We start from the raw sequence: 24,628 nt of genomic DNA, 5'->3' as shown, positions 1-24,628 counted from the left end.
CGGCTACGTGTCGACGAAGGTCCGCGGGACGATCACGCGCAGCGCGTTGCCGCGCAGCCGGATCGACACGGGTGTGCTCCCGCGGATCTCGCCGTCGACGTCCACCCGCATCGGCGGATCGGTCTCGATCTCGACGTGCGCGGTGGTGGTGAAGGCGTCCTCGTCCAGCGTCCGCCACTGCCCGGTCAGGATGTGCCGGGCCGTCGCCGACGCCAGCCGCAGCCGCCGCTCGTCGCCCAGCCGGTAGACCGCCAGCAGCCGGTCGTCGGGGCTGGCGTCGCGGGCGATGCGGCGCCCGCTGTGGTGCGCGCCGTTCGCGACGTTCAGCTGGTGCGTGACCAGCTCCGTGGTCTCGCCGTCGACGGTGATCCGCGCGGTGAACGCCCGGTGCCGGGGCAGCAGCCGCGCCGCCGTCAGCGCGTACGCCGGACGGCCGAGGAACCGCTTCAGCGCGTGCGGGACGTTCTCGGCGACCTGTACCGAAATGCCGAGGCTCACCATGTTCGCGAAGATGTGCTCGCGGTCGCCCGCCGGTCCCTCGCCCTGCGGGTCGCCGGTGCTCGCGAACCAGCCGACGTCCACGTCGGCGACCTTGCCGCCGCCGGGCCCGTCGACGGCGAGCGTCCGGACCGCGCCCGGCAGGTCCATGGGCAGCTCCAGGCTGCGCGCGAAGTTGTTGGTGGTGCCGAGCGGCAGCACCCCGAGCGCGATGTCGCGGTGCGCCAGATGCCCGACCGCCTCGGCGACCGTGCCGTCCCCGCCGCCGACGACCACGAGGTCGGGTTCCAGCGCGAGGACGTCGGAGAACAGCTCCCGCAGCCGGGTCGGGTCCGTCACCGGGAACACGTGGACGAAGTCGACACCGGCCTCGCGCAGCATCCCGCGGGCCCGGCCATAGAGCCTGCGGCCCCGCCGCGACCTGGCGTTGATCACCAGCGCGGCCCGTCCGCCGCCGCGGATGGCCGACTCCAGCTCCGCCTTGCTCCGCATCTCGACGCTCCGCATCTCGGCCCCGGACCCCCTCCTCGTCGCGTCACCCTACCCGGCCCGGCAGGAACCGAACTTCGATGGAAGTTTTGTCAACCGATGGCGCGCAGTTGAAACACCGTCCCAAGTGGGAACCATTGAAGGAGAGACACATCTGAATGACGGGGCGTGAACATGGGGCTGCGCGAGTCGGCGGGAGAACGTTCCATCCAGGGGGCCGACGACGGCGCGGCCGTGGTCGCGGAGCAGCGTCCGCGCCGCCGCGTCCTCGACCTCGCCGTCCGGTCACCGGTCCTCGACGACACCGTGCACGCCCGGCTGCTGCTGCCCCGCCACTGGGCACGGGACGCGGCGCGGCGCTGGCCCGTCCTGTGGCTGCTGCACGGCGCGGGCGTCGGAGCCGACCGCCACACCGCGTGGAGCGACCACACCGACATCGAGGAGCTCACCGAGGACGCCGACGTCATCGTCGTCATGCCGGACGGAGGCCCCTGCGGCAACTACACCGACTGGTGGAACCGCGGCGACGGCGGCGCCCCGAAATGGGAGACGTTCCACCTTGCGGAGCTGCGGCAGATCCTGGAACGCGGTTACCGGGCCGGGTCCGACCGCGCCGTCGCCGGGAACGCGATGGGCGGCCTCGGCGCGATGGCGTACGCGGCGCGGCACCGCGGGATGTTCCGGGCGGCGGCCTCGTTCAGCGGGCCCGTCCACACGCTGCACCGTGACCCGGACGGCCTGGACGTCGCCGACCTCGTCGAACTGGGCGTCGCGATCGGCGCGTCGTCCCTCGACTGGACGGACGTGTGGGGCGACCCCGCCGAGCAGCAGACCGTGTGGCGGCAGCACAATCCGTACGACCTGGCCGGACGGCTCTCGGGCGTCCGGCTGCACCTGAGCGCGGGGGACGGCGAGCCCGGCCCGTACGACCCGCGTCCGTCCGCCACTGACAGGGACGTCGTCGAGAGCCTGGTCTCCACCGTCTCGCGGGAGTTCGCGGCCAAGCTCGGCAAGCTCGGCATCCCCGTCACGACCCGCTTCTACAAGGGCACCCACACCTGGCCGTACTGGCGCCGCGAGCTCCGCGCCGCGCTGCCCGGCCTGCTGGAGGAGATCAGCTGAGCCCGGGTCAGTGATCGCAGGACGTGTTGCCCGCGTGCTCGTGCGTGTCGTCGTCGTCCGACACGTGCCGGGGGCCGTGCGAGTCGGAACAGTGGCCGTGGGCGCCGCCGGTCGGGTCGCCCACATGGTCGACCTCCAGCGTCGTGTGCGTGATCCCGTACGCGCCGCGCAGGAGTTCCTGGAGATCGCGGCGGACGGCGTGGCAGTCGCCCCCGGCGTCGACGAGCACATGCGCCGACAGCGCCGGATAGCCGGAGCTGACCTCCCAGACATGCAGGTCGTGGACCTCCTGGACGCAGGGCCGCCCGGCCAGCCTGGTGCCCAGTTCGGCCGGGTCGATGCCGGTCGGCGCGGCCTCCATCAGCACGCGGCCCGCGTCGCGCAGCAGCCCGTACCCGGCCTTCAGCATCAACGCGGCCACCACCAGCGACGCGATCGCGTCGGCGCGGGCGAAGCCGGTCGTCCACACCACGAGCCCGGCGACGGCGGTGGAGATGAACGCGAACAGGTCGTTCAGGATGTGCTGGAACGCGCCCTCGACGTTCAGGCTGCGCCGGTCGGCCCGGCTGATCAGCATGGTCGCGGCGACGTTGACGGCGATGCCCGCGAGGGCCGTCCAGAACACGAACTGGCCCTCGACGTCGTGCGGGTCGACCAGCCGCCGGACGCCCTCGTACAGGAAGTAGACCGTGAGCAGGATCAGCGTCAGCCCGTTCAGCTGTGCCGACAGGATCTCGGCGCGGCGCAGCCCATAGGTGAACCCGGCCTTCGGCGGACGCGCGGCGATGCGCATCGCGACCAGCGCCAGCGCGATCGCGAAGGCGTCGGTCATCATGTGCGCGGCGTCGGTGATCAGCGCGAGCGACCCGGCGAGCAGCCCGATCGTGACCTCGACCGCCATGTAGAGGACGATCAGGACGAGCGCGCCACCGAGGAGACGGCGGTCGGCCCCCGGCGAGACCGTGTGCCCGTGCCCGTGGCCGTGCCCTTTCGCGGCGGACTCCCGGTGGCCGATCATGTGCCCTCCGTCCCGTGGCCGACGTGGGTGAGGGCGAGGTCGAGCAGCATCCGGACGTGCGAGTCGTCCAGCCGGTAGTAGGCCATCCGCCCGGCCCGGCGGACCCGGACGACGCGGTTGGCGCGCAGCAGCCGCAGCGCGTGCGAGACCGCCGACTCCGAGTTCCCGCAGGCGGCGGCGATGTCGCACACGCACATCTCGCCGCCCTCCAGCAGCGCGGTGATCACCCGCAGCCGTCCCGGGTCGGCGAGCAGCCCGAAGACCTGTGCCAGCTCCACGATCGTCTCCGCCTCGGGCAGGGACGCCGAGACGAGGGCGACCTTCGCGGGATCGACCACCCGGACGGCACAGGTCTCGGGCTCGGCCGCCACCGGCACGACATCTGACTGACTGCTCATATGAGCAAACATACCGTAGGTCGTTTCGTGGCCGGTTCCGGTCCCCGTCAGGCGAACGCGGCCATCGGCTCCCTGGCCGGACGCGGCGAGACCGGGCCCTCCGGCGCGACACCGCGCGTCGGCGTCCCTCCGTCGCCCCCGGTCACGGGGTCGCCCGTGCTCGGCCCGTCCGACGGCATGCCCGGCGAGGCGGGGGAGACACCGGGATCGGGCGTCTCCGTGCTCGGCGGCTCGGTGCCCGGCGACTCCGGCCCCGGCGAGTCCAGGCCGGAGTCGGACGGTGACGGTGAGTCGCTGGTCAGGCCCTCCGTCTCCGTGGGCGGCAACTCGGTCGGCGGCCCGTCGGACTCTCCCTCGCTCGCGCGGGGACGCTCGAACCCCATCGTGGCCTCCGGATCGACGAGGACGAACGTGACGATCGGCCCCTTCCTGGAATCCCTCGGCAGGACCTCGGTCACTTTTCCCTTCGCGAATCCCGGCCAGGATCGGCCACTGTAGGACGAGGCCCGAACCGACAACCCTTCCTCCGGTCGCGTCAAAGGATTGCCACAATTGCACTTAACCACGGGCACTCCGTAACCATTGATCAAAACGCCCATTCCGGCCTGAAGGACGGCGGGCCCGCTCGTCGCCTTCCCGTCCCGGAACCCGTGGTTGGTGACCAGCGTGTCGAAGCGCAGCAGCACCGGCGTCAGCTGCGACACGAACCGCTCGATATCGCTGACGGCGATGCCGTGCACGTCCGCCCACGCCCGCGCCTTGTCCGGGTTCGCCCGCAGGAACGCGATGAGTTTACGCTGGTCACAGGTGGACGCCTGGCGTGTACCGCCGTACAGGCCGGGCGCGTCGCCGTCCTGCGTCCCGCCCACGACCGGCCGCTCCTTGATCTTCAACTGGTCGGTGTCCGCCGCCCGCGCGTACGGGTCGGGGCCGGGGGTGCCGACCGTCAGCCTGGTGATGTTCGCGGCCGTGTTCCCGCAGCCGGTCAGCGCGCCCGCCACCAGCGCGAGGGCCGCCGCCACCACGAACCCGCCCCACGCGGAAGCGCCGCCCGGCCCGGGGGAAACCCCGCGCCGGCGAAATAGCGAATGGATGTCAGGCATGATTCCTCTCCCGCTTCGGGCTCGCCGAACCTATACTCTTGGATGCCGGGCGGAGCGGTTTTGTGCCCGGCGGAAACCGCAAACTTTCCGCCGACCGCCAAGCCGGTATCGGGGATCCGACGGGGGTTGTGAATGGCGCACCCGATTCCGCTCACCGCCGCCGACCCCACCCGGCTCGGCGGCTGGGAGCTGCTCGGCCGGATCGGCACCGGCGGCCAGGGCGTCGTCTACCTCGGCCGCCCCACCGCGCGTCCGGTCCCCGCGCCCCGCGACAGCCCCGACCGTGTGGCCGTCAAGTTGCTGCACGCGCAGCTGCTCGGCAACACCGGCGCGCGGGAGCGGTTCGTCCGCGAGCTGGCCCTCCTCCAACGGGTCGCCGGGTTCTGCACCGCGCAGATGCTCGACGCCGACATGGCGGGCGACCGGCCCTACATCGTCAGCGAGTACGTGCCGGGCCGCTCACTGCGCCACCTCGTCGAGGAGGAGGGCCCGCGCACCGGCGCCGACCTCGACCGCCTCGCGATCAGCTCCGTCACCGCGCTGTCGGCGATCCACCGCGCGGGCATCGTGCACCGCGACTTCAAGCCGCAGAACGTCCTGATGGGCCCGGACGGCCCCCGCGTCATCGACTTCGGCGTCGCCCGCGCCTTCGACACCGGCGCCACCCTGACCAGCCAGGTCGTGGGCACCCCCGCCTACATGGCGCCCGAACAGTTCACCGGCCGCGTCAGACCGTCCACCGACCTGTTCGCCTGGGCGACCACCATGCTGTTCGCCGCCACCGGCCGCCACCCCTTCGCGGGCGGCCCGCTCCCCGCCGTGATGTACCGCATCATGCACGAGACCCCCGACCTCCGCGTCCTGCCGCCCCCTCTCGCCGACGTGGCCGCCGCCTGCCTGGCCAAGAACCCAAAGGACCGCCCGACCACCGAAGACGTCCTCCTCTGGCTCCTCGGCGACCACACCCCACACCCGCTCAACCCCTCTGAGCGCCGAGACTCCACCACGGCCCGGTACCCCCCGCCGTTCGCCCAGTCCGAGACGGCCACCACCACACCGCCCCTCCCACGCACCGCCGCCGAAGCGGACCCTGGCACGTTCCGCGAACTCGATCCAAGAACAACGCCGTTCAACCGCGCCCCCGCACCGGCCCGCGCAGACACGACGCCCCCACCGCCCATCGGCGGCGACCCCAGCGGAGCCGACCCCGGGACGTTCCGCGAGCTGTCTCCGCAACCGTTCACCCCGAACGCCGCCTGGCCAACGCCGGGCACAAGCACGCCGTCCCCGCCGGGCGCAGGAGGCTACGGGGAAGCAGACCCGGGGACGGTCCGTGAACTGCTCCCCGAAGCGACGCCGTTCGGCGGCGGTGCGGGGGTGGGCTGGGCGGGGGAGGGGCCGGAGGCGCGGCCGAGGCCTCGGGTGGTGGGGCGGGGAGTCGCGTTTGGGTTTGGGCTGGTGCTTGCCGGGTTGCTGGCGGCGCTCGATGTTGTCGCGCTCGCCGTGTTGATCGCGGTGCCGTCGCTCACCGAGGGCGATGGGGGCGCGTTGCTGCCTGTGGTGGCTTCGTCGTTCGCCGTGGTGGCGGTGGTCACGTTGGTCGCGGCGATTCTTGCCTGGCGGGGTGGGCGGGCCGCCACGTGGACGGTGATGGGGGCGCGGGTCGTTCGGGTCGCGATGTGGGGGGCCTGGGGGGCGCTGGTGGACGTGGACGTGGTCGCGCTCGCGGGGCACGCGGCGTTGACCGGTGTTGTCGTGCTGTTGCTGGCGGTCGGGTTGGTGCGGTCACCCCGTTGAGGCGGCGTCGCGTTCGGCCCATTCGCGCAGGTCGCGGCGTTCGATCGCGGCGGCCATCAGGTCGGGGAAGGCGTCGGGTGTGCACGCGAACGCGGGGACGTCCAGTGCGGCCAGCGCCGCCGCGTTCTCGTGGTCGTAGGCGGGTGCGCCCTCGTCCGACAGGGCCAGGAGCACGACGACCTGCACGCCTGACGCTGTCAGTGCCGCCACGCGGCGGAGGAGTTCGTCGCGGATTCCGCCCTCGTAGAGGTCGCTGATCAGTATGAGAATCGTGTCGTTCGGGCGGGTCACGAGGCCCTGGCAGTACGCGACCGCGCGGTTGATGTCGGTGCCGCCGCCGAGCTGCGTGCCGAACAGCACCTCCACCGGGTCGTGCAGCTGGTCGGTCAGGTCGACGACGTTGGTGTCGAACACGACGAGTGACGTGCGCAGAGATCGCATGGACGCGAGTACCGCGCCGAACACGCTCGCGTACACCACCGACGCCGCCATCGAGCCGCTCTGGTCGATGGCGAGGACGACGTCGCGTTTGACGGCCTGCTGGCGGCGTCCGTAGCCGATCAGCCGCTCCGGGACGAGGGTGCCGTGTTCGGGCAGGTAGTGCCGCAGGTTCGCGCGGATCGTCCGCTCCCAGTCGACGTCGGCGAGGCGCCGTGGGCGAAGCACCCGGGCGGAGCGGTCCAGGGCGCCGCCGACCGCCGACCGGGTGCGCTGCCCGAGGCGCTGTTCCAGATCGTGCACGACCTTCCGGACGACGGCTCGGGCGGACTCGCGGGCCCGGTCCGGCAGCACCCGGTTCAGGGACAGCAGCGTCCCGACGAGGTGGACGTCGGGTTCGACGGCGTCCAGCATCTCCGGTTCGAGGAGCAGCCGGGTGAGGTCGAGACGCTCGATCGCGTCCTTCTGCATGACCTGCACGACGCTGGACGGGAAGTAGGACCGGATGTCGCCGAGCCACCGCGCCACCGAGGGCGCGGAGTCGCCGAGCCCGGCGCCGCGCCGTCCCGGCCGGGACCCGCCGTCCTGGGAGCCGTCGCCGCCGTAGAGCCTCTCCAGCGCCATGTCCATGCGGGCGTCGTCGCCGGTGAGCGACACGCCGGTGCCGTCGGCGCGGTCGCCGCCGAGGACCAGCCGCCAGCGCCGCAGCCGTTCGGTCGCGGCGTCCGGTCGCGCCGTGTCTTCCACGCTCATTGGTCCCATCCGAGGATTCGCAGGGTCGTGGCCGTCGCGGGGGCCGCGCGTTTCTCGTCTATGTCCTGTTCGGGGCGATGTGACGGCGCGGCGGTGGTGTCGGGGCGGCGTAGCCGTTCGCCGATGGCGCGGCGTTCGGCGGAGGCGTAGGCGCCGAAGGTGCGGCGCAGCAGCGGCAGGACGTCGGTGAACGACTCGCCGGGCAGGCCGGAGATCCAGCCGTCGACGAGGCGGAGCAGCGCGTCGTCGTGGGTGAGCAGCAGCGCGCCGCCGGACAGGAAGCCCTCGACCCAGGCGGCGGCTCGGGCGGGCGGAGTGCCCGTGGACACCGCGCGTGCCATCCGGTCGGGGACGTCGTCGAGACGCCCCGCGTCCAGGAGGAGGCGGGTGATGCGGCCGTCGATGAGGCCGTGCAGCGTGTCGGGGCGTGCGACGAGGTTCTCCAGGGCGCGGCGCCACCGTTCGAGGTGGTCGTCGTCGGCGAGCAGGGACAGCGCGCCGTGGACGGCGTCGACATGCCCGAGGAACGTGCGGGCCGCGTCGTCGTCCAGGCCGGTGAGTGCGGGCGGCAGGCCGACGCAGACGCGGACGACCAGGCCGTCGACGACCGTGCGCAGCGGCCCCGTGGACGTCCCGCGCACGTCGCCGTACCGCAGCGCCCTGACCAGCGCGGGCATCGCCGCCATCAGGTGCGCGACGTCGGTGTCGACGGCGGCCCGGTCGGCGAGCGCCCGCATCACGGTGGGCAGCGCGTCGCCGAGGTCGGCGAGCAGGCAGCGCTCCGCGACGGACGTCAGGTCGGCGAGCGCCGTGGCGCCCTCGGCGAGGGCCCGCGCGCGGGCCGTGGACGCGCCGCGCACGGTGGTGCCCCACGCGCTCGCCTCGATCAGCTCGACGTCGAACTCGGGACGCCAGCACAGCGTCCACGTCTCGCGGAACGTGCCCTTCGAGCGGCCCGCGTCGGCCGGGACGCCCCAGTGCACGTCCAGCAGGCGGAGCCGGTGCAGCAGGCGGCTGCGTTCGAGGTCGGTGGGTTTGCGCAGGTCGAGGTCCTGCTCCTTGTCGAGCGCGGACGGCTTGAGCCGCAACCGCCGCTGCTCGGCCTGGAGGTCGCGTTGGAGCGGGACCATCGGCGTCCGCTCCGGGACGGCGCCGAGCCGCTCGCCGACGACCAGCCGCTCCTGGATCAGCTGGACGGGCAGGTCGGCGCCCTCGCACAGCACCGCCCGGGTCGCCTCGGTCACCTCGTCCAGCCCGGCGAGGGGACGGCCGCGCAGCGCGGCGAGCGCCTCGGCGAGCCGCACCGCCTCGATGACGTGCGCGGACGAGACGTGCAGATCCTCGTCGCGCAGGACGCGGGCGGCGATGGTCAGCCACCGTTCGATCGGACGGTCCTTCGCCGTGAACAGATGGTGGTACCAGCCGGGCGAGCGGACGCCAGCGCCGTAGCCCGACCGGCCCGCGAGCCGCCCGTGCGTCCACGGCACCCAGGTCATCGCGACCTTGATCTTCGGCAGGCCGCGCAGCGTCCGGTCGTCGTGCGCCGCCGGGACCTTCGCCTGGATCGCCGGGACGTGCCACGCCCCGCAGACCACCGCGACCCGCTCGTACCCGTCCCTGAGGGTGCGGCGCAGCGTCCGCCGCATGTGGGCCTCGCGCTGCTCCTCGCGCCGCCGGTGCCCGGGCGGCAGCCCCGCCGACGCCGTCTCCTCCGGCAGCGCGGCGAGCTGTTCGCGCAGCTCGGCCATGGCCTCGGCGATGGCGGCGAACGGCGCCTCCTCGGACGCGCCACGGTGCTCGACGACGTCGTCCCACCATCGTTCGGCGTCGTCGTATCCGGCGGCCTTCGCCAGCCAGCCCAGCGGGTCGAGCCGGATGCTCTCCGGAGCCTCCTCGCCGACCTCCCGATCTTCCTGCCTGTCCTCTTCCGTGTCGTCGGTGGGGACGAGCTGGTGCGCCGCCGGAAGGTCGCAGAACCGGACGGGGACGCCCGCGCCGTGCGCGTACCGGATCGCCTGCCACTCGGGGCTGAACTCGGCGAACGGCCAGAACGCGGCCTTGCGTTCGTCGCCGGAGTCGGGGTCGGCGGCGGGGGAGTAGGCGAGCAGCGCCACCGGCGGCACCATGTCCGCGTCCCCGGCCAACTCCACGATCGGGTCGGCCTCGGGCGGGCCCTCGACCAGCACCGCGTCCGGCTTGAACTCCTCCAGGGCGCCGCGCAGCGCCCGCGCCGAGCCGGGCCCGTGGTGCCGGATCCCGTAGACCTCGACACGATTCAAGGGGACATGGTTCGAGGGGACGTGGCTCAAGACACCTCCCGGCAGGCGCGGTAGAAGTCACGCCACTCCGGGCGGTCCCGGACGACGGCCTCCAGGTACTCCTGCCACACCACCCGGTCGGACACCGGGTCCTGGACGACGGCGCCGACGATCCCGCCCGCCACGTCCGCGGCCCGCAGCACCCCGTCGCCGAAGTGCGCGGCCAGCGCCAGCCCGCTGGTGATCACCGAGATGGCCTCGGCGGTGCTGAGCGTCCCGGACGGCGACTTGAGCTTGGTCCGCCCGTCGCCCGTCACCCCGGCGCGCAGCTCCCGGAACACGGTGACGACCCGGCGGATCTCCTCCAGCCCGGCGGGCGACTCGGGCAACTCCAGCCCGGCGCCGATCTGGTCGACGCGGCGGGCCACGATGTCGACCTCGTCCTCGACGGACTCGGGCAGCGGCAGCACGACGGTGTTGAACCGGCGGCGCAGCGCGCTGGACAGTTCGTTCACGCCCCGGTCGCGGTCGTTGGCGGTCGCGATGACCGTGAAGCCCCTGCGCGCCTGCACCTCGGTGTTCAGCTCGGGGACCGGCAGCGTCTTCTCCGACAGGACGGTGATCAGCGTGTCCTGGACGTCGGACGGCATCCGGGTCAGCTCCTCGATGCGGGCGACCATGCCGCCGCGCATCGCCCGCATCATCGGGCTCTCGACCAGCGCCCGCTCCGACGGGCCCTCGGCGAGGAGCCGCGCGTAGTTCCACCCGTAGCGGATCGCCTCCTCCGCCGTGCCCGCCGTCCCCTGGACGAGCAGCGTCGAGTCGCCGCTGACCGCCGCCGCGAGATGCTCCGACACCCAGGTCTTCGCCGTCCCCGGCACGCCGAGCAGCAGCAGCGCCCGGTCGGTCGCGAGCGTCGCGACCGCGACCTCCATCAACCGGCGCGGCCCCACGTACTTCGGGCTGATCGTCGTGCCGTCGGGCAGCTCGCCGCCGAGCAGGTACGTGGTGACCGCCCACGGCGACAGCCGCCAGCCGGGCGGCCGGACCCGGTCGTCGTGCTCGGCCAGCCGCGCCAGCTCCCCGGCGTGCTCCTGCTCGGCATGCGGCCGCAGCACAGCGTTCTCTGTCAAATCAGCTCCTTGGACATCTCAGCGCGGAAACGCAGGGTGGCGATCAGTTCGGTGACGGCGTCCTGGACGGCCGCCTCCAGCCCTTCGAGGCGGGACGCGGCGGCCGGGTCGAGCCGCAGATCGGCCAACCGGCACAGCTGGGTGATCTGGTGTTCGTCCTGGCGGGTGAGCCGGTCGGGCCGGTCGCGCGGGGCCAGGGTGAGCGCCGCGACGACCGCCGCCGCGAGCGCGCCCGTCCACGGGCCGGGGACGCGCTCCAGCACCCGCAGCAGGTCGGCCCGCCCCTCCACCCACCGGATCAGGTCGGCGGCGGCCGTGTCGCGTTCCGCCTCCGGCAGGATCGACAGCAGGTCGCCGAGGGCTTCGGGCTCGTCCACCATGACGCCGCCCTTGAGCAGCGCCCTGGCCCAGCCGGTGTCGTGCTGGGCGAGTGCGGCGCGCGACCACCCGATGTGGACATCGCGGCCGTCCGCCTCGGAGATCGGGAGACACACGATCTCCATGGGCGGCAGCTGGAACAACTCCGTCCAGGTGGACAGGGGGGTGCGGGCCAGGATCTCGCGCAGCCACGCCGCCCGCGTCCCGACCGGCGCGCCGCCGCTCCTCGGCGCGAACGACCCGCTCGGGTGGAACGGGACGCCGTCGCGCGCCATGTCCTCGTCGTGGGCGCGCGGCGGCTCGACGCGGATCCAGGTCCGCCGCCGCCCCCGCGCGGTGCGGGTCTCGGGCGTGAGGCAGGCGCGGGCGCGCGCGGCCATCCGCTCTCCGTAGGCGGAGCCGGGCACACGGGCCAGCAGGTCGGACGCGATCTGTCGGACGTCCTTGCCCCGATCTTCCAGGGCGGCTTCGAGGAACTCCTCGTCGTCCAGCGACAGCCCGTGCCCGAGCGTCGCGAGGAACGCCGCCCGGTCCGGTGCGGGCTCGCCCGCCCACGTCGCCTGGAGGAGAGCACGCGCGCCGCCGGGATCGGTGCCACGGACCTGCGTCAGATAGGCCACGCGCCGGTTGCGCGTCCCCGTCTCCCACACCTCGGGGCCGCCGCCGGGGTCGTCTCCGGAGCCGACCAGGTACGCCCAGTCGGTGTTGCGCAGCGCGAGCCACACGCCGCGCCGTCCGGCCGCCCGCGCGATCAGCGGCCGCAGCGACCTGTCGCCGCGCCCCCGTTCCAGCAGGTCGGGCAGTGATTGCGGGGGGACGCGGTAGCCGTGCCGGGCGGCCGCGTCCAGCCATTCGGGCAGGACCCGGATCTGCTCGCCGGACAGGATCCGCCGCAGCCGCGCCGCCGCCGGGCCCGGCACGACCGGCGCGTCCTCGACGGGCGCGAGCGCGATGGGCTCGGGCGCGCCGCTCGCCGGGAGTTGCCCGGCGCGGCGCCGGACCGTGAGCACGGCGGCCTGGTCGAGCAGCCTGCTCGCCCGGTCGCCGGTCTCGGCGGGCGCCTCCGCCAGGACCGGCGGATCGCGCCGCTCGGTGCCGAGCAGCGCGGCGCTGACATGCTCGTTCCACGCGGTCACAGGACCACCGTTCCCTCGTCGTCGTGCCAGGCGGCCAGGGGGCGCAGGCCGCGCGGGCTCCACTCGCCCGCCAGCGTCACCGGCCCGCCGCCCGACAGCGCCAGCAGCCGCCACGGGTCGCCGGGACGCAGCGGCAGGGCGTCACCGGCGCCGTCGATCACGAACAGCGCGCCGTCGTCGGCGCGGGCGAGGCGCACGTTCGCGAGCGTCGCGGGCCAGCGGTCGAGCCACGGGTCCTGCGCGAGGGCGGCGGCGTGCTCGTCCAGGAAGCCCTGGACGGACGTCCCGGCGGGGCCGCTCGGCTCCGGTGGGCCGTGCCGCTCGGCGGCCAGGGCCCGCAGCGGCGGCGAACCCGGATAGAAGGCCATCTCGACGTCGACCTCCGTGCCGACGACGAACGATGCGTCCAGGGAGGTGCCCGGCGCCGCGAACGAGAGCACCAGCGCGGGGCGCCCCGTCCGCCGACCCCGCAGCCACACGCGCCGCGTCGTCAGCTGCTCCTGCGCGGTGTCACGCAGCCCGATCACCCACCAGTGGTCGCGGACGCGCTCCCCGTCCGACAGCACCTCCTCCTGCGGGACGGTGAACCCGACCCGGGACCGGACGGTGTCACGCAACCCCGCAGGCAGTTCGTCGCGCCGCTGGTACGCCCGCACCAGCAGTCGCAGCAGCGCGTACTCCTCCAGGAGGCGCCCCGGCCAGCCGGGCCGCCGGGGGATCGCGGCGAGCGCCTTGACCTGCCCGGCGAGCGCACCGGCCTGCGCGTCGACGAGGCGCCGGGCCGCGTCGTCCCACAGGCCGTAGGGGGCCTTCTCCGCCTGCGCGAGCCCGTGCGCGACCTGGTCGCGCAGCCACTGGTCGAGGTCGGCGAGCCCGTCGTCGACGCGCCGCTCCCGCCGCTCCACCGTCTTCGGATCGCGCGACCTGGCCGCCGACACGGCCCGCTTCTCCGCCGCCTTGTCGGCGCGGGCCCGGCGCTCGTCCATCCACTCGGCCGCCCAGCCCGGACGCGGCCCGCCGTCCACCAGGCCGTCCGCCCATAGGAGCAGCAGCCCGAGGGCGTGCTTGCACGGGAACTTGCGGCTGGGGCACGAGCACCGGAACGCGGGCTCGGTCAGATCGGCGCACGCCCGGTAGGCGGAATTACCGCTGCCCTGGCACTCGCCCCACACCGCCTCGCCGTCGAAGCCCGTCCCGGCCCAGGTGCCAAGCTTGGCGACCTTGCCCGCCGCCTTGGCCGACGCCGCGTCGGGCGCGAGGCCGAGGACCTGCTCCCGATCCCATCTCTCGCTCACACCATCGAAACTATCGGCGCCCTGGGACAATCCGTGGCCCGACGCGGTCGCCCAGGTCAGGGAGTGGGCGTGCTCGACAGGTCCGAAGCGGAGACGCCGTCCGGGATCAGCAGCGCGACGCCGATCACCAGCGCGAGCAGGGCCGTGGCGCCGAACAGGCTCACCCATGCCAGGCCGGGGACACCGGTGAGGTGCGCGAGCTGGTCGGCGTCGGAGCTCGGCGCCATCCGGCGGGCCCGCATCCGCTGCAACTCGATGACCGGACGGGTCGCGGCCAGCAGCAGGAAACAGGCGGCCAGATAGGCGAACCCGGCCTGCACGTCGGCGCTGCCGAGCCACGACACCCCGAAGATGATCGCGCCCGTCACGATCACCGAGAGCGCGCCGTAGGCGTTCCTGATCATGATGAGCATGGCCGCCAGCAGGGCGAGCGAGAACCACAGCATCAGCGTGATGCGTCCGCCCGCCAGCAGCAGCGCGAAGAACAGGCCGAGCAGCGGGGGAGTGAGGTACCCGGCCATCGCCGTGAAGATCATGCCGGGGCCGTGCGGCTTGCCGCGCGAGACCGTCACGCCCGAGGTGTCGGAGTGCAGCTTGATGCCGTCCAGCTTGCGGCCCGTGAGCAGCGCGATCAGCGCGTGCCCGCCCTCGTGCGCGATCGTCACCGTGTTGCGCGCGATCCGCCAGGTGGGTCCGTGGACGACCGCGCCGAGCGCGACGAGGCCGACGAGCGCGACCAGCCACAGCGGGGGGTCGGGCTGCGTTCCCGTCACGCGGTCCCACAGGTCGCCGATGCTGATGTCGTCCACGTCCACCTCGGAGTCGTCGTCGCGATGCCCAAACAGTAGGACGTCGGGAGTAACGTCCGCGTTCGGTTCACCGTGGTTCGGTCCAGGACAGTCCCGGTGAGGTCCCGAGATGTGATCAATGTCATGCCGGTTCGCCCGTAACCCGCCACGTCACGGCGGATCACCTGGGGCGATCTTCGTGAATCACGGTACGACGTCCCGCATGAACCGTTATGGTGCCTTCGCGCCGCGGTTCGGGGGCTCGAGCCCGGCGCACGAGAGGGTGACGGGGATTGAACGGGGACCGATCCGCCGCGCGGGCATCGAGCGCGCGCGGTTTCTTCAGGTATTTCCGGCGCGACCGGCTGACCGGGCAGATCGCGGCGGGATTCGTCGGCGTGCTCTGCGTCAGCGCGCTCGTGTACGGGGTGGGCACGGCGAGCGCGCGGTACAAGCTGTCCGACGTGGGCGCCTGGCTCAACGCGGGCGCCAAGGGCATGGTCGTGCACGCCAACGGGCTCGCGGGCAAGGTGGACGGCAAGGCGTCGGTCGTGTCGCAGATGCGCGGCCACCACATCAAGATCGTCCAGGACGGCACGACGGTGCTGCTGGTCGACGAGGACACCGGCGTCGTCAGCCGGATCGACCCGTCCCAGCTCACCATCACCGGCAGCCGCCCGGTCGGCGGGCCGGGGCTCCAGGTGCTCGCGGGCGCCGGGGCCGCGTACACGATCGACCTGGTCAAGGGCGTCGTGCAGCGGATCGACCCGCTGCGGCTCACGCCGATCGGCGCGTCCACGACCCTCACCGCGCCGCTCGGGCAGGCGGGCATGGACGCCGACGGCGCGCTGTGGGTGCCCGTCCCGCAGACCGGGCAGGTCGTGCCGTTCCACGGCGGCGGCCAGGGCGCGCCCGTCGCGGCGGGGAAGCCGGGTGACCGGCTCGCGCTGACCATCGCCGCCGGACGACCCGTGATCGTCGACAGCACGTCCGCGTCGGCGCTGGTCGTCCGGCCCGAGGGCACGCAGCGGATCACGCTGCCCGCGCCCGTGGCGAAGACCGCGTCCGGGGTGAAGGTCCCGGCGGTCACGGACGGGCAGATCGTCCCGATGCTCGGCGCGGGCGGCTCGCTGTACCTGCTCGACACCGGCGTCGGACGCGTCGAGTCCGTGGCGCTGCGCGTGCCCGACCACGCTTTCGAGCCTCCCCACGCGCTGGGGCCCCGCGTCTACCTGCCCGACCGGACGTCCGGACGCCTGCTGGTCTTCAACACCGACCGCGACGCCTGGGAGAAGCCGATCACGGCCACCCGGCCCGGCGGGACGATGGAGGTCATCGTCCGCGACCACATGCTGTGGGTGAACGACCCGAACGGCGCGGTCGCGTTCGCGTTCGACCCGAACGGCGCCGTCAGGCGGATCAAGAAGTACGAGGACAAGATCCCCGGCAGCGCGCGGCGGCCGATCCCCGTCCAGGCCAGGCCCGGGGGAGGGCAGGGCAACCGGAACGGTTCCGGCGGCGGACACGGGGGCGAGAACCCCGTCCCGCCGCAGGGCAGGCCGCCGGTGAAGAAGGACCCGTCCGCGCCCGACCCGCCGACGCCCGCCGCGTCGGGCGACAACGGCTCGGTCAACGTGCGCTTCACGCCCGCCGCGCAGCCGCCCGGCGTCTACCCGGTGACCGGGTTCGTCCTGCTCGACCGGTCGGGCAGGCCGGTGTCCGGCGCGAGCCCGGCGCGGTTCCCCGCGAACTCCCCGGGCGGGACGTTCAAGGTCGGCGGCCTCACCTGCGACACGACGACCCACATCTTCACGGTGGCCGCCGAGTACAAGGGCAAGGACGGCAAGGCCGCCTACAGCGAGTCCGGCGAGGTCGGCGCCACCGCCTGCACGGCGCCCGGCCCGCCGACGTCACCGCAGGCGAGCGCCGTCAACCACGGCGCGAACCTGACCTGGGGCCGGTCGTCCGGCTACGACGTCACCTACGACATCGCCTGGAACGGCGGATCGGGCCAGGCGGCGGGCACGTCGAAGCAGGTCAGGTCGCTCACCAACGGGCGGTCGTACACGTTCCAGGTGACCGCGCGCAACGGGGCCGGGTCGTCCACCGCCGTGAGCGCGGCGGCGACCCTCACCCCGGTCCCGGCCACCTACAACGGTTGGCACAACACCAGCACGAACACGAATCTCCACTCCGGCCCCGGGACCAGGTACTCGCAGACCGGCAAGTTCACCAAGGGTTTCACGGGCTCGGTGACCGTGATCTGTCAGCAGACGGGGGACGAGGTCACCGACACCGACGACACCAGCCTGAAGAGCACGGTCTGGGACAAGATCGACTTCGGCGGCAAGACCCAGTGGGTCAGTGACATCTACGTGCGGACACCCGGTTCCGCCTCCGGGACCTTCTCCTCGACGCTCTGGGGGTGCTCCTGATGACGGAGAACGCGGGAATGGACGCCGACGCGCTGGTGGCGCGGTTCGCGCAGATGTTCGCGGCGCTGGCGGGCAACGTCGAACGGGTCGTGCGCGGCAAGCGGGACAAGGTGGAGCTGGCGCTGATCTGCCTGCTCTCCGAGGGGCATCTGCTCGTCGAGGACGTCCCGGGCGTCGGCAAGACGACGCTGGCGCGGGCGATGTCGGCGTCGGTGGAGGCGAAGTGGGCGCGGATCCAGTTCACGCCCGACCTGCTGCCCAGCGACATCACCGGCGTGTCGATCTTCAACCAGGGGACGAGCGCGTTCGAGTTCCACGCCGGGCCGATCTTCGCGAACCTCGTCGTCGCCGACGAGATCAACCGGGGTTCGCCGAAGACGCAGTCGGCGCTGCTCGAGGTCATGGAGGAACGCCGCGTCACCGTCGAGGGCACGCCGCATCCGGTGCCGCGCCCCTTCATGGTGATCGCGACGCAGAACCCGGTCGACATGGACGGCACGTACCCGCTGCCGGAAGCGCAGCTCGACCGGTTCCTGATGCGGATCTCCATGGGCTACCCCGACCACCAGGCGGAGGTGGCGCTGCTCGCGGGCGCGCCGACCGGCGCGATGCTCGACCAGATGCCGCCGGTGATGGCCCGCGAGGACCTCGCCCGGATGATCGAGTTCGCGCAGCGGCTGCATGTCGCGCCGCCGCTGTACGACTACGTGGTGCGGGTCGTCGCGGCGACCCGCGAGAATCCCGACCTGCGGCTCGGCGCGAGCCCCCGGGCCAGCATCGCGCTGCTGCGCGCCGCGCGGGTGCGGGCGGCGGCGGCCGGACGCGCGTACATCGTCCCGGAGGACGTGAAGGCGCTCGCCGTCCCGGTGATCGCGCACCGGCTGATCGTCACGCCGGAGGCTGAGCTGCGCGGCCGGACCGGCGCGGACGTCGTCGACGAGGCGTTGCGGAACGTGCCGACGCCGCAGGCGGCCGGAGTGTGAAAGCGGGGTCTGGGGTGCTGACACCGCTGGGATGGGGGACGGCGGCCGTGTCGGTGCCGCTGTACGCGGCGGGCTGGTGGCTCGGCTATCCGGAGCCCGCGATGCTCGCGGTCGCCGGGCTGGTCGCGGTGGTGGCCGCCGCGCTGTGGACGCTGCCGCGCCCGAACCTGGACGTCCGCCGGGAGATCGCGCCGACGAAGGTGGCACGCGGCGAACCGGCCGTGGGCGTCCTGCACGTGACGAACAAGGGTCGCGGCGCGCGCGGGCTCAGCGCCTACGACGCGGCGGGCTCGGAGCCGGTGGCGGTGCGGGTGCCGAGGCTGCGCGCGGGCGGGACGCGGTCGGTGACGTACCGGCTGCCGACCGGACGGCGCGGCGAGATCCCCGTGGGTCCGCTGCGGCTGGAGCGGGCCGACCCGCTGCGGCTGGCGCGCCGGGTCCGCGAGTACGGGGCGCCGCAACTGCTGCTGGTCAGGCCGAGGACGGTGCGGCTGCCGCTGCTGCCGTCCGGGCGCGCCCACCATCTGGAGGGCCCGACGAGCGACCGGTCCCCGGCCGGGACGGCGACGTTCCACGCGCTGCGCGAGTACGTGATCGGCGACGAACTGCGTCACATCCACTGGAAGTCGTCGGCCAGGACCGGCACGCTCATGGTCCGCCAGCTCGTGGACGCGAGCCTGCCGACGACGACGGTCGTCCTGGAGGCGCGGCCTGACGCGTGGCCCGACCCCGACGACTTCGAGCTGGCCGTGGACGTGGCGGCGTCGGTCGCGGCGGGCGCGGCGGCGGCGAACTTCCCGGTCCGGATCCTCACCGGCGACGGGCCGCTCGCCGACACCCGAGGCGGGCCCGACGACCTGGAGGTCCTGCTCGACCGGCTCACCACCGTCATCGTGCAGGACGGCCCGCGCTCGGCGGTCGACGCCCTGCGCCGCGTCCGCGCGGGCGGCTCTCTCGTGGTCGTCACGTCCGGAGTCGCGGAGCTGGGACGGATCGCGGCCGTGCGGAGCCGTTTCGACCGGGTCGTGGTGCTGCGGGTCCGCCCGGCGGAGCCCGCGTCCGCGCCGCCCGGCGTGCAGTTGCTCGACGTCGCCGACCTGGACGGGCTGGTGGAGTCGTGGCGGCGGCTGGGGAGCGTCCGGTGACACGGTACGTCTCGGTCGTCGTGACCGCGTGCCTGGCCGCCGTGGCCGGGCTGTCGTTCCAGCGGGTGTTCGGGCTCGGGCCCGTGCTGCCGGTCGCCGCCGTCGCCGCGTCCGTGCCGACGGTGTTGTGCGCGCTGTTGTCGGGCCCGCGCAAGGACAAGCGTCCGTGGCCGCTGTGGATCTCGCTGGTGCTGACCGTCGCCGCGTGGGCGGGGACGGCGGCGGTGACCGTGCTGCGTCCGGCGCTCGGGTCCGGGACGTTGCCGGACGCGCTCCGCGAAGGCGTGCTCAGCTCGTGGAAGTCGATCCTGACGACGCTGCTGCCCGCATCGGCGGAGCCGGAGCTGCTCCTGCTGGTCAACGTGGTCGTGTGGCTGGCGGCGTTCGCGTCCGCCGAACTGGCGCTGCGGACGTCGCTGCGCGCCGCTCCGTGCCTGCCCGCCCTCGCCGCGTGGGCGGTCGCGCTGCTGCTGGGCGTGGACGGCCCCGGCTCCAACACTCCGCTCGCCGCCGCGACCGTCGTCCTGATCGGCGTGCTGATCCTCGTCCGCTCCGACATCTCGAACATCTCGGACACCAGAGACGGCGCCGTGCGCATTTCCTGGCGTCCGTTCGTCATCGGGGTGCCCGTCGCGGCCGTCCTCGGCGGGCTGGCGTTCGCCGCAGCGCCGGTCGTGCCGGTGAGCGCGGAACCGTACAACCCGCGCGAGCAGGTGCAGGCACCGCCGCCGCAGCGCCGCGACAGCGTCAGCCCGCTCGACCGGGTCGGTGGCTGGCTGCTGAGCCCGGACCAGGTCATGTTCACCGTCCAGGCGAAGCGGAACGAGATCGAGCGACTCGCCGTCCTGGACAAGTTCGACGGCGTGACCTGGTCGTCCACCGCCCGGTTCGTCCCGACGGGCAGGCGCGTGCCGGAGGGGCCGCGCCCGGACAAGAAGCACGAGGTCGCGCAGCGGATCACCATCCGTGACCTGCCCGGGGTGTGGGTGCCCGCCGCCGACCGTCCTCGCCAGGTCGACGGGCTGCCCGTCGTCGTCGACCCGGACAGTGGCGCGCTGGCGTCCGCGCAGCCGCTGCGTGCTGGCCAGACCTACCGGGTCGAATCCGTCGTGCCGGAATGGACGGCGGACGACCTGGCGGCGGCGCGGGTCGCGACCGACGCCGAGGCGCGGGCAGCGCGGGAGCTGCCGTGGGGGCCGGGCGCGACGAGACCGCCCGTCCAGGTCGGCGAGTTCGGCCAGTTCGCGCGGGCGGCCACGCAGGGCGCGACCTCGCCGATCCAGAAGGCCGCGATGCTCGCCGAATACCTCAAGGGATACGCGAAATACGACGTGACCGCTCCGCCCGGCCACAGCTACCGGCAACTCGACTACTTCCTCGGTGAGGGCAGGCGCGGCACGCCCGAACACTTCGCGACCGCGTACGCGCTGCTCGCCCGCACGCTCGGCCTGCCGTCCCGTGTCGTGGTGGGTTTCGACGGTGGGAACCGTGTGGGCGACACCGTCCAGGTCCGTTCCGGGGACGTGATGGTGTGGCCCGAGGTCAAGTTCGACGGTCTCGGCTGGATCCGCTTCAACCCGCTCCCCGACAGCGCACGCCGTTCCAAGAAGAACGACTCGGTCGCTGCGGGGGAGACGGAGCAGAAGCTCGAACAGGCGCAGAAGAACGCAGCGTCCCAGCAACGCGGGCAAGGGCCGGGCAACACGCCGCAGAAGGAACCCAAGAAACCGGCCGCCGCCGACAGTGACGAACCCACGCCGTGGTGGGTGTTCGCGTCGATCGCGGTGGTCGTGCTGCTCATCGGCTACGTGTTCGCCGTCCTGCTCGCTCCCGTCTTGCGGAAGCGGCGCCGCAGGGCCGGGCCGCCGTCCGCCCGCATCACCGGGGCCTGGCACCAGGCCCTCGACCACCTCGCCGACGTCGGGTTGTCCACGGCGCGGACGCTGACGGCGCACGAGGTCGCGCGGTTCGGCGCGTCCAACGTCGGCGACGACGCGCACGGGCAGCTGGGGCCGCTCGCCGACCTGGTCAACCGCAGCCGCTTCGCCGCGTCCCACCCGGACCCGGACGCCGCCGACCGCGCCTGGCGGCACACCGACGAGCTGGGCCGCCTCGTCACCGCCAGGGCCGGACGTCTGCGCCGCCTCCGCCGCCGCCTCCACCCGAGGTCACTGCGAGACCACCGGGACCGCGAGGACCGCGGGGCGCGGACGGACTAACTCACCCCGCCTGCCGGGCCCGCCCCGCCTGACCCGCCTGGCCTGACGGGGCCCGCCCGGCCCGGCGCGCCTGACGGGGCCCCGCCGTTATCGTGGCCGCATGTCCGTGATCGTTCGCGACGTCCGTCCGCCCGGGCCCGATGACCTTGACCGCGCCTGGCGGGCCGTGTCCGCCGTGCTGGCGCCGACACCGCTGCTGCCGTCACCGGGCCTCGGGCCCGGCGCGGCGTTGAAGCTGGAGTCGTTCCAGCCGGTCGGCGCGTTCAAGGTCAGGGGCGCGCTCGCGGCCGTCGCGGCGCTGCCGGACGGCGTCCCGGCCGTCACGGCGAGCGCGGGCAACCACGGCCTCGGCATGGGCTACGCGGCCGCCCGGTCCGGCGCCGACGTCACCGTCGTCGTGTCGACGCTCGCGTCGCCGGTGAAGGTCGAGCGGATCGCCGGGTATCCGGTACGGCTCGTCCAGCACGGGACGTCCTACGACGAGGCCGAGGCGCACGCGATGAGCCTGCCCGGCCACTACGTCTCGCCCTACAACGACCCGGCGGTCATCGCGGGCCAGGGCACCATCGGACGCGAACTCGACGGGCAGGCGGACGGGCCGCTCACGGTCGTCGCGCCGGTCGGCGGCGGCGGGCTCCTCGCCGGGCTCAGCCTGTGGGCGCGCGAACGCGGGAACGTGCGGCTCGTCGGCGTCGAGTCGGCCGTGTCGCTCGGCGTGTCCGCGTCGCTGGCCGCCGGACGGGTCGTCGCCGTCGACGTCGGCGACACGTTCGCCGACGGGCTGCCCGGCAACCTCGAACCCGGCAGCGTCACCCCCGCCGTGATCGGCCCGGACGCCGCGATGACGTCCGTCACCGATGACCAGATCCGGACGGCCGTCCGGTGGCTGTTCCACGAACACGGCCTCGTCGCGGAGGGCGCGGGCGCGGCGGGCGTCGCCGCCGTCCTCGCCGGAAAGATCGAGGTCACGGGCCGCCTCGTCACCGTCATTTCCGGACGCAACATAACCGTCGAGACCTACCGCGACGCGCTCCGTGAGCCCTGACCCGCGCCCGCCATCTGCGCAAACACCCGCATAAGAGGGCGAGATCCACTACCTTGTCCCGTCATAACGGGGAGAAGGTGATCGGAAACGTGCGGGTGGGGGGCCTCCGGGCGCTGTTTCGGCGCGACCGGATCACCGGGCAGGTCGCGGTCGGCCTTGTCGGCGTGCTCGGTATCGCCGCCGCCGTGTACGGGGTCGGCGTCGCCAGCGCCACGTACCGCGTGTCCGACGTCGGCGCCTGGCTGTCCGCGCGGAGCAAGGGCATCGTCGTGCACGCCAACGGCCTGGCGGGCAAGGTGGACGGCAAGACCGGCGTCGTCGCGCCGATGCGCGGCCACAACATCAAGATCGTCCAGGACGGCTCCACCGTACTGATCATCGACCTGGACACGGGCGTGGTCAGCCGGCTCGACCCGTCCCAGCTGAACATCGGCCAGAGCCGCCCCCTCGGCAAGGGGATCCAGATCCTCGCCGGTGCGGGCAAGGCGTACACGGTCGACTCCGTCAAGGGCGTCGTGCAGGAGATCGACCCGGTCGCGCTCGGCCCGGTCGGACCGTCCGCCGCGCTGCCGCCGATCCTCGGCCAGGCCGGGATCGACGCGAAGGGCACGCTGTGGGTGCCGGTGTCGAAGAACGGCGAGGTGTCCGCGTTCACCGGCGGACGGCTCCAGGCGCCCGTGAAGGTCGGCGCCTCCGGTGACGACCTGGCGCTGACCATCGCGGCGGGCGATCCCGTCGTGACCGACTCCACCGCCGCCACCGCCACCGTGATCAAGTCGACCGGGGCGCGGCTCACGGTCGGCCTGCCGACGACGGTGCGGCAGGGCGGGCGCGGCGGCGTGCTGGCGCCCGCGCACACCGAGGGCAAGACCGTCCCGCTGCTCGTGCCGGGCACCGGGTCGCTCCTGACGCTCGACACCGACACCGGGCGGTACTCGAGCACGCGCCTCGCGATGCCGAGGCACCGTTACCGGCCGCCGCAGATGCTCGGGGCGAAGGTGTACATCCCGGACGAGACGGCCGGTGCGCTGATCGTGTACGACGCGGCGGCCAACCGGTTCCAGCAGCCGATCCCGGTGACGGGACGCCCGGCGCCGCTGGACGTGTTCGTCCGCGACGGGCTGCTGTGGGCGAACGACCCGTCCGGCCCCCACGCCGTGGTCGTCGACCGGCAGGGCGCGCACAAGGGCATCGACAAGTACAAGGACAGGGTCGCGGGCGGTCCGAAGCGCACCACGATCCCGCTGCCCGGCGACGGGAACGCGCCGCCGCCCCGGGGCGGGCCGCCGCCGTCGACGCCGCCGAGCCCGCCGCGTTCGGGGGAGCCGCCGTCCGCGCCGTCCAACGTGACGGTCACGCCCGGCTCCGGGACGATGCGCGTCGACTTCCAGCCCTCCCAGGGCGACGGGATCGTCGGATACGTCCTGAAGGACGTCGCGTCCGGGCTGTCCGCCGCCCCGGCGGGGGTGCCGGGTGCGGGCCCGTACACGTTCACGGTGAGCGGCGGCGACTGCGGCAGCGAGTACCGGTTCCGCGTCGCCGTCCGCTACAAGGACGACCATGGCCGCACGCGCGAGGCGCTGTCGGCGGCCAGCGACCCCGTCCGGCCGTGCGTGACCCTGGGCGCGCCGACCGCGCTGACGGCGACGGCCGTCGCTTCCGGGGCGAAGGTCTCCTGGACGGCCCCGCCCGGCGCGACGGCCGCCAGCTACAAGCTCACCTGGGACGGTCCCGTCAAGGGCTCCGCGACGGTGACGGGCACGTCCACGACCCTCGCCTCGATCGGGACGAACGGCCCCTACACGTTCAAGGTCGCCGCCGTGAACGGCGCCGGAACGGGCCCGGCCGCCACCCGCGACACGAAGCTGACGGGCCCCGCGATCCGGTATCCGGTGGAGCGCAACGAGAACTCCACCGGAAGGGTCTATGACATTCCGGACGCTAACACTGCCAAGACCATCACCACGATGCAGGACAACAACGGCGAGAAGATCGTCGTCAACTGCCAGGAAAAGGGCGTCCTCTACGAGAGGAACGCCACTCTCAAGGGCGATATGTACGCCAATGTGACTTACAATGGTAAGACCGGCTACCTCATCGGGTATTTGGTGAACACGCCGGGCGACTGGAAGAGTTTCGCCGGGCTGCCTTTGTGGAAATGCGAGCCCGCCGGTTATTTCGGGCCCGCCAACTAGCC

General features: G+C 73.5%; 18 protein-coding genes. 8 read left to right on the top strand and 10 right to left on the bottom strand.

Translation table 11 applies throughout. The features are described 5' to 3' along the window. Nucleotides 1-3 precede the first annotated feature (3 nt). Nucleotides 4-990, bottom strand: a complete 987-nt coding sequence (locus tag ABD808_RS36085; protein WP_344907196.1) for a diacylglycerol/lipid kinase family protein — start codon at nucleotides 988-990, stop codon at nucleotides 4-6. 171 nt (nucleotides 991-1,161) lie between these two features. Here ABD808_RS36085 and ABD808_RS36080 point away from each other — a divergent pair, with 171 nt between their 5' ends. Further along, nucleotides 1,162-2,109, top strand: a complete 948-nt coding sequence (locus ABD808_RS36080; protein WP_344907653.1) for an alpha/beta hydrolase — start codon at nucleotides 1,162-1,164, stop codon at nucleotides 2,107-2,109. Between the two features lie 7 nt (nucleotides 2,110-2,116). On the opposite strand, the gene ABD808_RS36075 is transcribed toward ABD808_RS36080, so the two are convergent. From ABD808_RS36075 to ABD808_RS36065, 3 genes are read right to left on the bottom strand one after another with little or no spacing between them, the layout of a single operon-like run. Then, nucleotides 2,117-3,127, bottom strand: coding sequence for a cation diffusion facilitator family transporter (locus ABD808_RS36075; RefSeq protein WP_344907194.1), 1,011 nt, complete (start codon nucleotides 3,125-3,127; stop codon nucleotides 2,117-2,119). Continuing rightward, a complete protein-coding gene (locus ABD808_RS36070; RefSeq protein ID WP_344907190.1) occupies nucleotides 3,124-3,525 on the bottom strand; it encodes an ArsR/SmtB family transcription factor in 402 nt (133 codons plus the stop codon). The genes ABD808_RS36075 and ABD808_RS36070 overlap by 4 nt, the downstream gene beginning before the upstream one ends. Nucleotides 3,526-3,572: 47 nt before the next feature. Next, nucleotides 3,573-4,628 (bottom strand): DUF6777 domain-containing protein, encoded by a 1,056-nt coding sequence (locus ABD808_RS36065; protein ID WP_344907187.1) that lies wholly within the window; start codon nucleotides 4,626-4,628, stop codon nucleotides 3,573-3,575. Between the two features lie 132 nt (nucleotides 4,629-4,760). On the opposite strand from ABD808_RS36065, the gene ABD808_RS36060 reads away from it, so the two are divergent. Continuing rightward, nucleotides 4,761-6,425 (top strand): serine/threonine-protein kinase, encoded by a 1,665-nt coding sequence (locus ABD808_RS36060; RefSeq protein WP_344907184.1) that lies wholly within the window; start codon nucleotides 4,761-4,763, stop codon nucleotides 6,423-6,425. On the opposite strand, the gene ABD808_RS36055 is transcribed toward ABD808_RS36060, so the two are convergent. The 6 genes from ABD808_RS36055 to ABD808_RS36030 are packed head-to-tail and all read right to left on the bottom strand — an operon-like array spanning nucleotide 6,414 to nucleotide 14,625. Next, nucleotides 6,414-7,616 (bottom strand): VWA domain-containing protein, encoded by a 1,203-nt coding sequence (locus tag ABD808_RS36055; RefSeq protein WP_344907181.1) that lies wholly within the window; start codon nucleotides 7,614-7,616, stop codon nucleotides 6,414-6,416. The two genes, ABD808_RS36060 and ABD808_RS36055, sit on opposite strands and share 12 nt — an antisense overlap. Further along, on the bottom strand, nucleotides 7,613-9,895 hold the full coding sequence (locus tag ABD808_RS36050) for a DUF5682 family protein (RefSeq protein WP_344907178.1): 2,283 nt from the start codon (nucleotides 9,893-9,895) through the stop codon (nucleotides 7,613-7,615). The genes ABD808_RS36055 and ABD808_RS36050 overlap by 4 nt, the downstream gene beginning before the upstream one ends. 26 nt (nucleotides 9,896-9,921) lie before the next feature. Continuing rightward, complete coding sequence (locus tag ABD808_RS36045) at nucleotides 9,922-11,007, bottom strand: ATP-binding protein (RefSeq protein WP_344907175.1); 1,086 nt, start codon at nucleotides 11,005-11,007, stop codon at nucleotides 9,922-9,924. Next, nucleotides 11,004-12,521 (bottom strand): DUF5691 domain-containing protein, encoded by a 1,518-nt coding sequence (locus ABD808_RS36040; RefSeq protein ID WP_344907171.1) that lies wholly within the window; start codon nucleotides 12,519-12,521, stop codon nucleotides 11,004-11,006. Before ABD808_RS36040 ends, ABD808_RS36045 begins: the two co-directional genes overlap by 4 nt. Beyond that, nucleotides 12,518-13,816 (bottom strand): SWIM zinc finger family protein, encoded by a 1,299-nt coding sequence (locus tag ABD808_RS36035; RefSeq protein WP_344907168.1) that lies wholly within the window; start codon nucleotides 13,814-13,816, stop codon nucleotides 12,518-12,520. Before ABD808_RS36035 ends, ABD808_RS36040 begins: the two co-directional genes overlap by 4 nt. 56 nt (nucleotides 13,817-13,872) lie before the next feature. Further along, nucleotides 13,873-14,625, bottom strand: a complete 753-nt coding sequence (locus tag ABD808_RS36030) for a M50 family metallopeptidase (protein ID WP_425549019.1) — start codon at nucleotides 14,623-14,625, stop codon at nucleotides 13,873-13,875. A gap of 272 nt (nucleotides 14,626-14,897) precedes the next feature. On the opposite strand from ABD808_RS36030, the gene ABD808_RS36025 reads away from it, so the two are divergent. From ABD808_RS36025 to ABD808_RS36000, 6 genes are all read left to right on the top strand, one after another. Next, the gene (locus tag ABD808_RS36025; protein ID WP_344907163.1) at nucleotides 14,898-17,039 is read left to right on the top strand and encodes a hypothetical protein; all 2,142 of its coding nucleotides are present in this window, start codon (nucleotides 14,898-14,900) and stop codon (nucleotides 17,037-17,039) included. Continuing rightward, nucleotides 17,039-18,022 (top strand): AAA family ATPase, encoded by a 984-nt coding sequence (locus ABD808_RS36020; RefSeq protein WP_344907160.1) that lies wholly within the window; start codon nucleotides 17,039-17,041, stop codon nucleotides 18,020-18,022. Before ABD808_RS36025 ends, ABD808_RS36020 begins: the two co-directional genes overlap by 1 nt. 14 nt (nucleotides 18,023-18,036) lie before the next feature. Further along, complete coding sequence (locus tag ABD808_RS36015; RefSeq protein WP_344907158.1) at nucleotides 18,037-19,167, top strand: DUF58 domain-containing protein; 1,131 nt, start codon at nucleotides 18,037-18,039, stop codon at nucleotides 19,165-19,167. After that, nucleotides 19,164-21,386, top strand: coding sequence for a transglutaminase TgpA family protein (locus ABD808_RS36010; protein WP_344907154.1), 2,223 nt, complete (start codon nucleotides 19,164-19,166; stop codon nucleotides 21,384-21,386). The genes ABD808_RS36015 and ABD808_RS36010 overlap by 4 nt, the downstream gene beginning before the upstream one ends. A gap of 100 nt (nucleotides 21,387-21,486) precedes the next feature. After that, nucleotides 21,487-22,431: a threonine ammonia-lyase gene (locus ABD808_RS36005; protein ID WP_344907152.1), complete on the top strand. Its 945-nt coding sequence runs from the start codon at nucleotides 21,487-21,489 to the stop codon at nucleotides 22,429-22,431. 89 nt (nucleotides 22,432-22,520) lie between these two features. Beyond that, nucleotides 22,521-24,626, top strand: a complete 2,106-nt coding sequence (locus ABD808_RS36000) for a fibronectin type III domain-containing protein (protein ID WP_344907149.1) — start codon at nucleotides 22,521-22,523, stop codon at nucleotides 24,624-24,626. The last annotated feature ends 2 nt before the right edge of the window (nucleotides 24,627-24,628 follow it).

The organism is Actinomadura meridiana (assembly GCF_039537545.1).
Taxonomy (GTDB): domain Bacteria; phylum Actinomycetota; class Actinomycetes; order Streptosporangiales; family Streptosporangiaceae; genus Spirillospora; species Spirillospora meridiana.
The sequence above is the reverse complement of the archived record's forward strand: the minus strand, read 5'-3'. Positions and strand labels throughout refer to the sequence as shown.

Coding starts and splice junctions, on each gene's coding strand:
- ABD808_RS36085 (WP_344907196.1), bottom strand. CDS start 990: ATGCGGAGCAAGGCGGAGCTGGAGTCGGCCATCCGCGGCGGCGGACGG.
- ABD808_RS36080 (WP_344907653.1), top strand. CDS start 1,162: ATGGGGCTGCGCGAGTCGGCGGGAGAACGTTCCATCCAGGGGGCCGAC.
- ABD808_RS36075 (WP_344907194.1), bottom strand. CDS start 3,127: ATGATCGGCCACCGGGAGTCCGCCGCGAAAGGGCACGGCCACGGGCAC.
- ABD808_RS36070 (WP_344907190.1), bottom strand. CDS start 3,525: ATGAGCAGTCAGTCAGATGTCGTGCCGGTGGCGGCCGAGCCCGAGACC.
- ABD808_RS36065 (WP_344907187.1), bottom strand. CDS start 4,628: ATGCCTGACATCCATTCGCTATTTCGCCGGCGCGGGGTTTCCCCCGGG.
- ABD808_RS36060 (WP_344907184.1), top strand. CDS start 4,761: ATGGCGCACCCGATTCCGCTCACCGCCGCCGACCCCACCCGGCTCGGC.
- ABD808_RS36055 (WP_344907181.1), bottom strand. CDS start 7,616: ATGAGCGTGGAAGACACGGCGCGACCGGACGCCGCGACCGAACGGCTG.
- ABD808_RS36020 (WP_344907160.1), top strand. CDS start 17,039: ATGACGGAGAACGCGGGAATGGACGCCGACGCGCTGGTGGCGCGGTTC.
- ABD808_RS36005 (WP_344907152.1), top strand. CDS start 21,487: ATGTCCGTGATCGTTCGCGACGTCCGTCCGCCCGGGCCCGATGACCTT.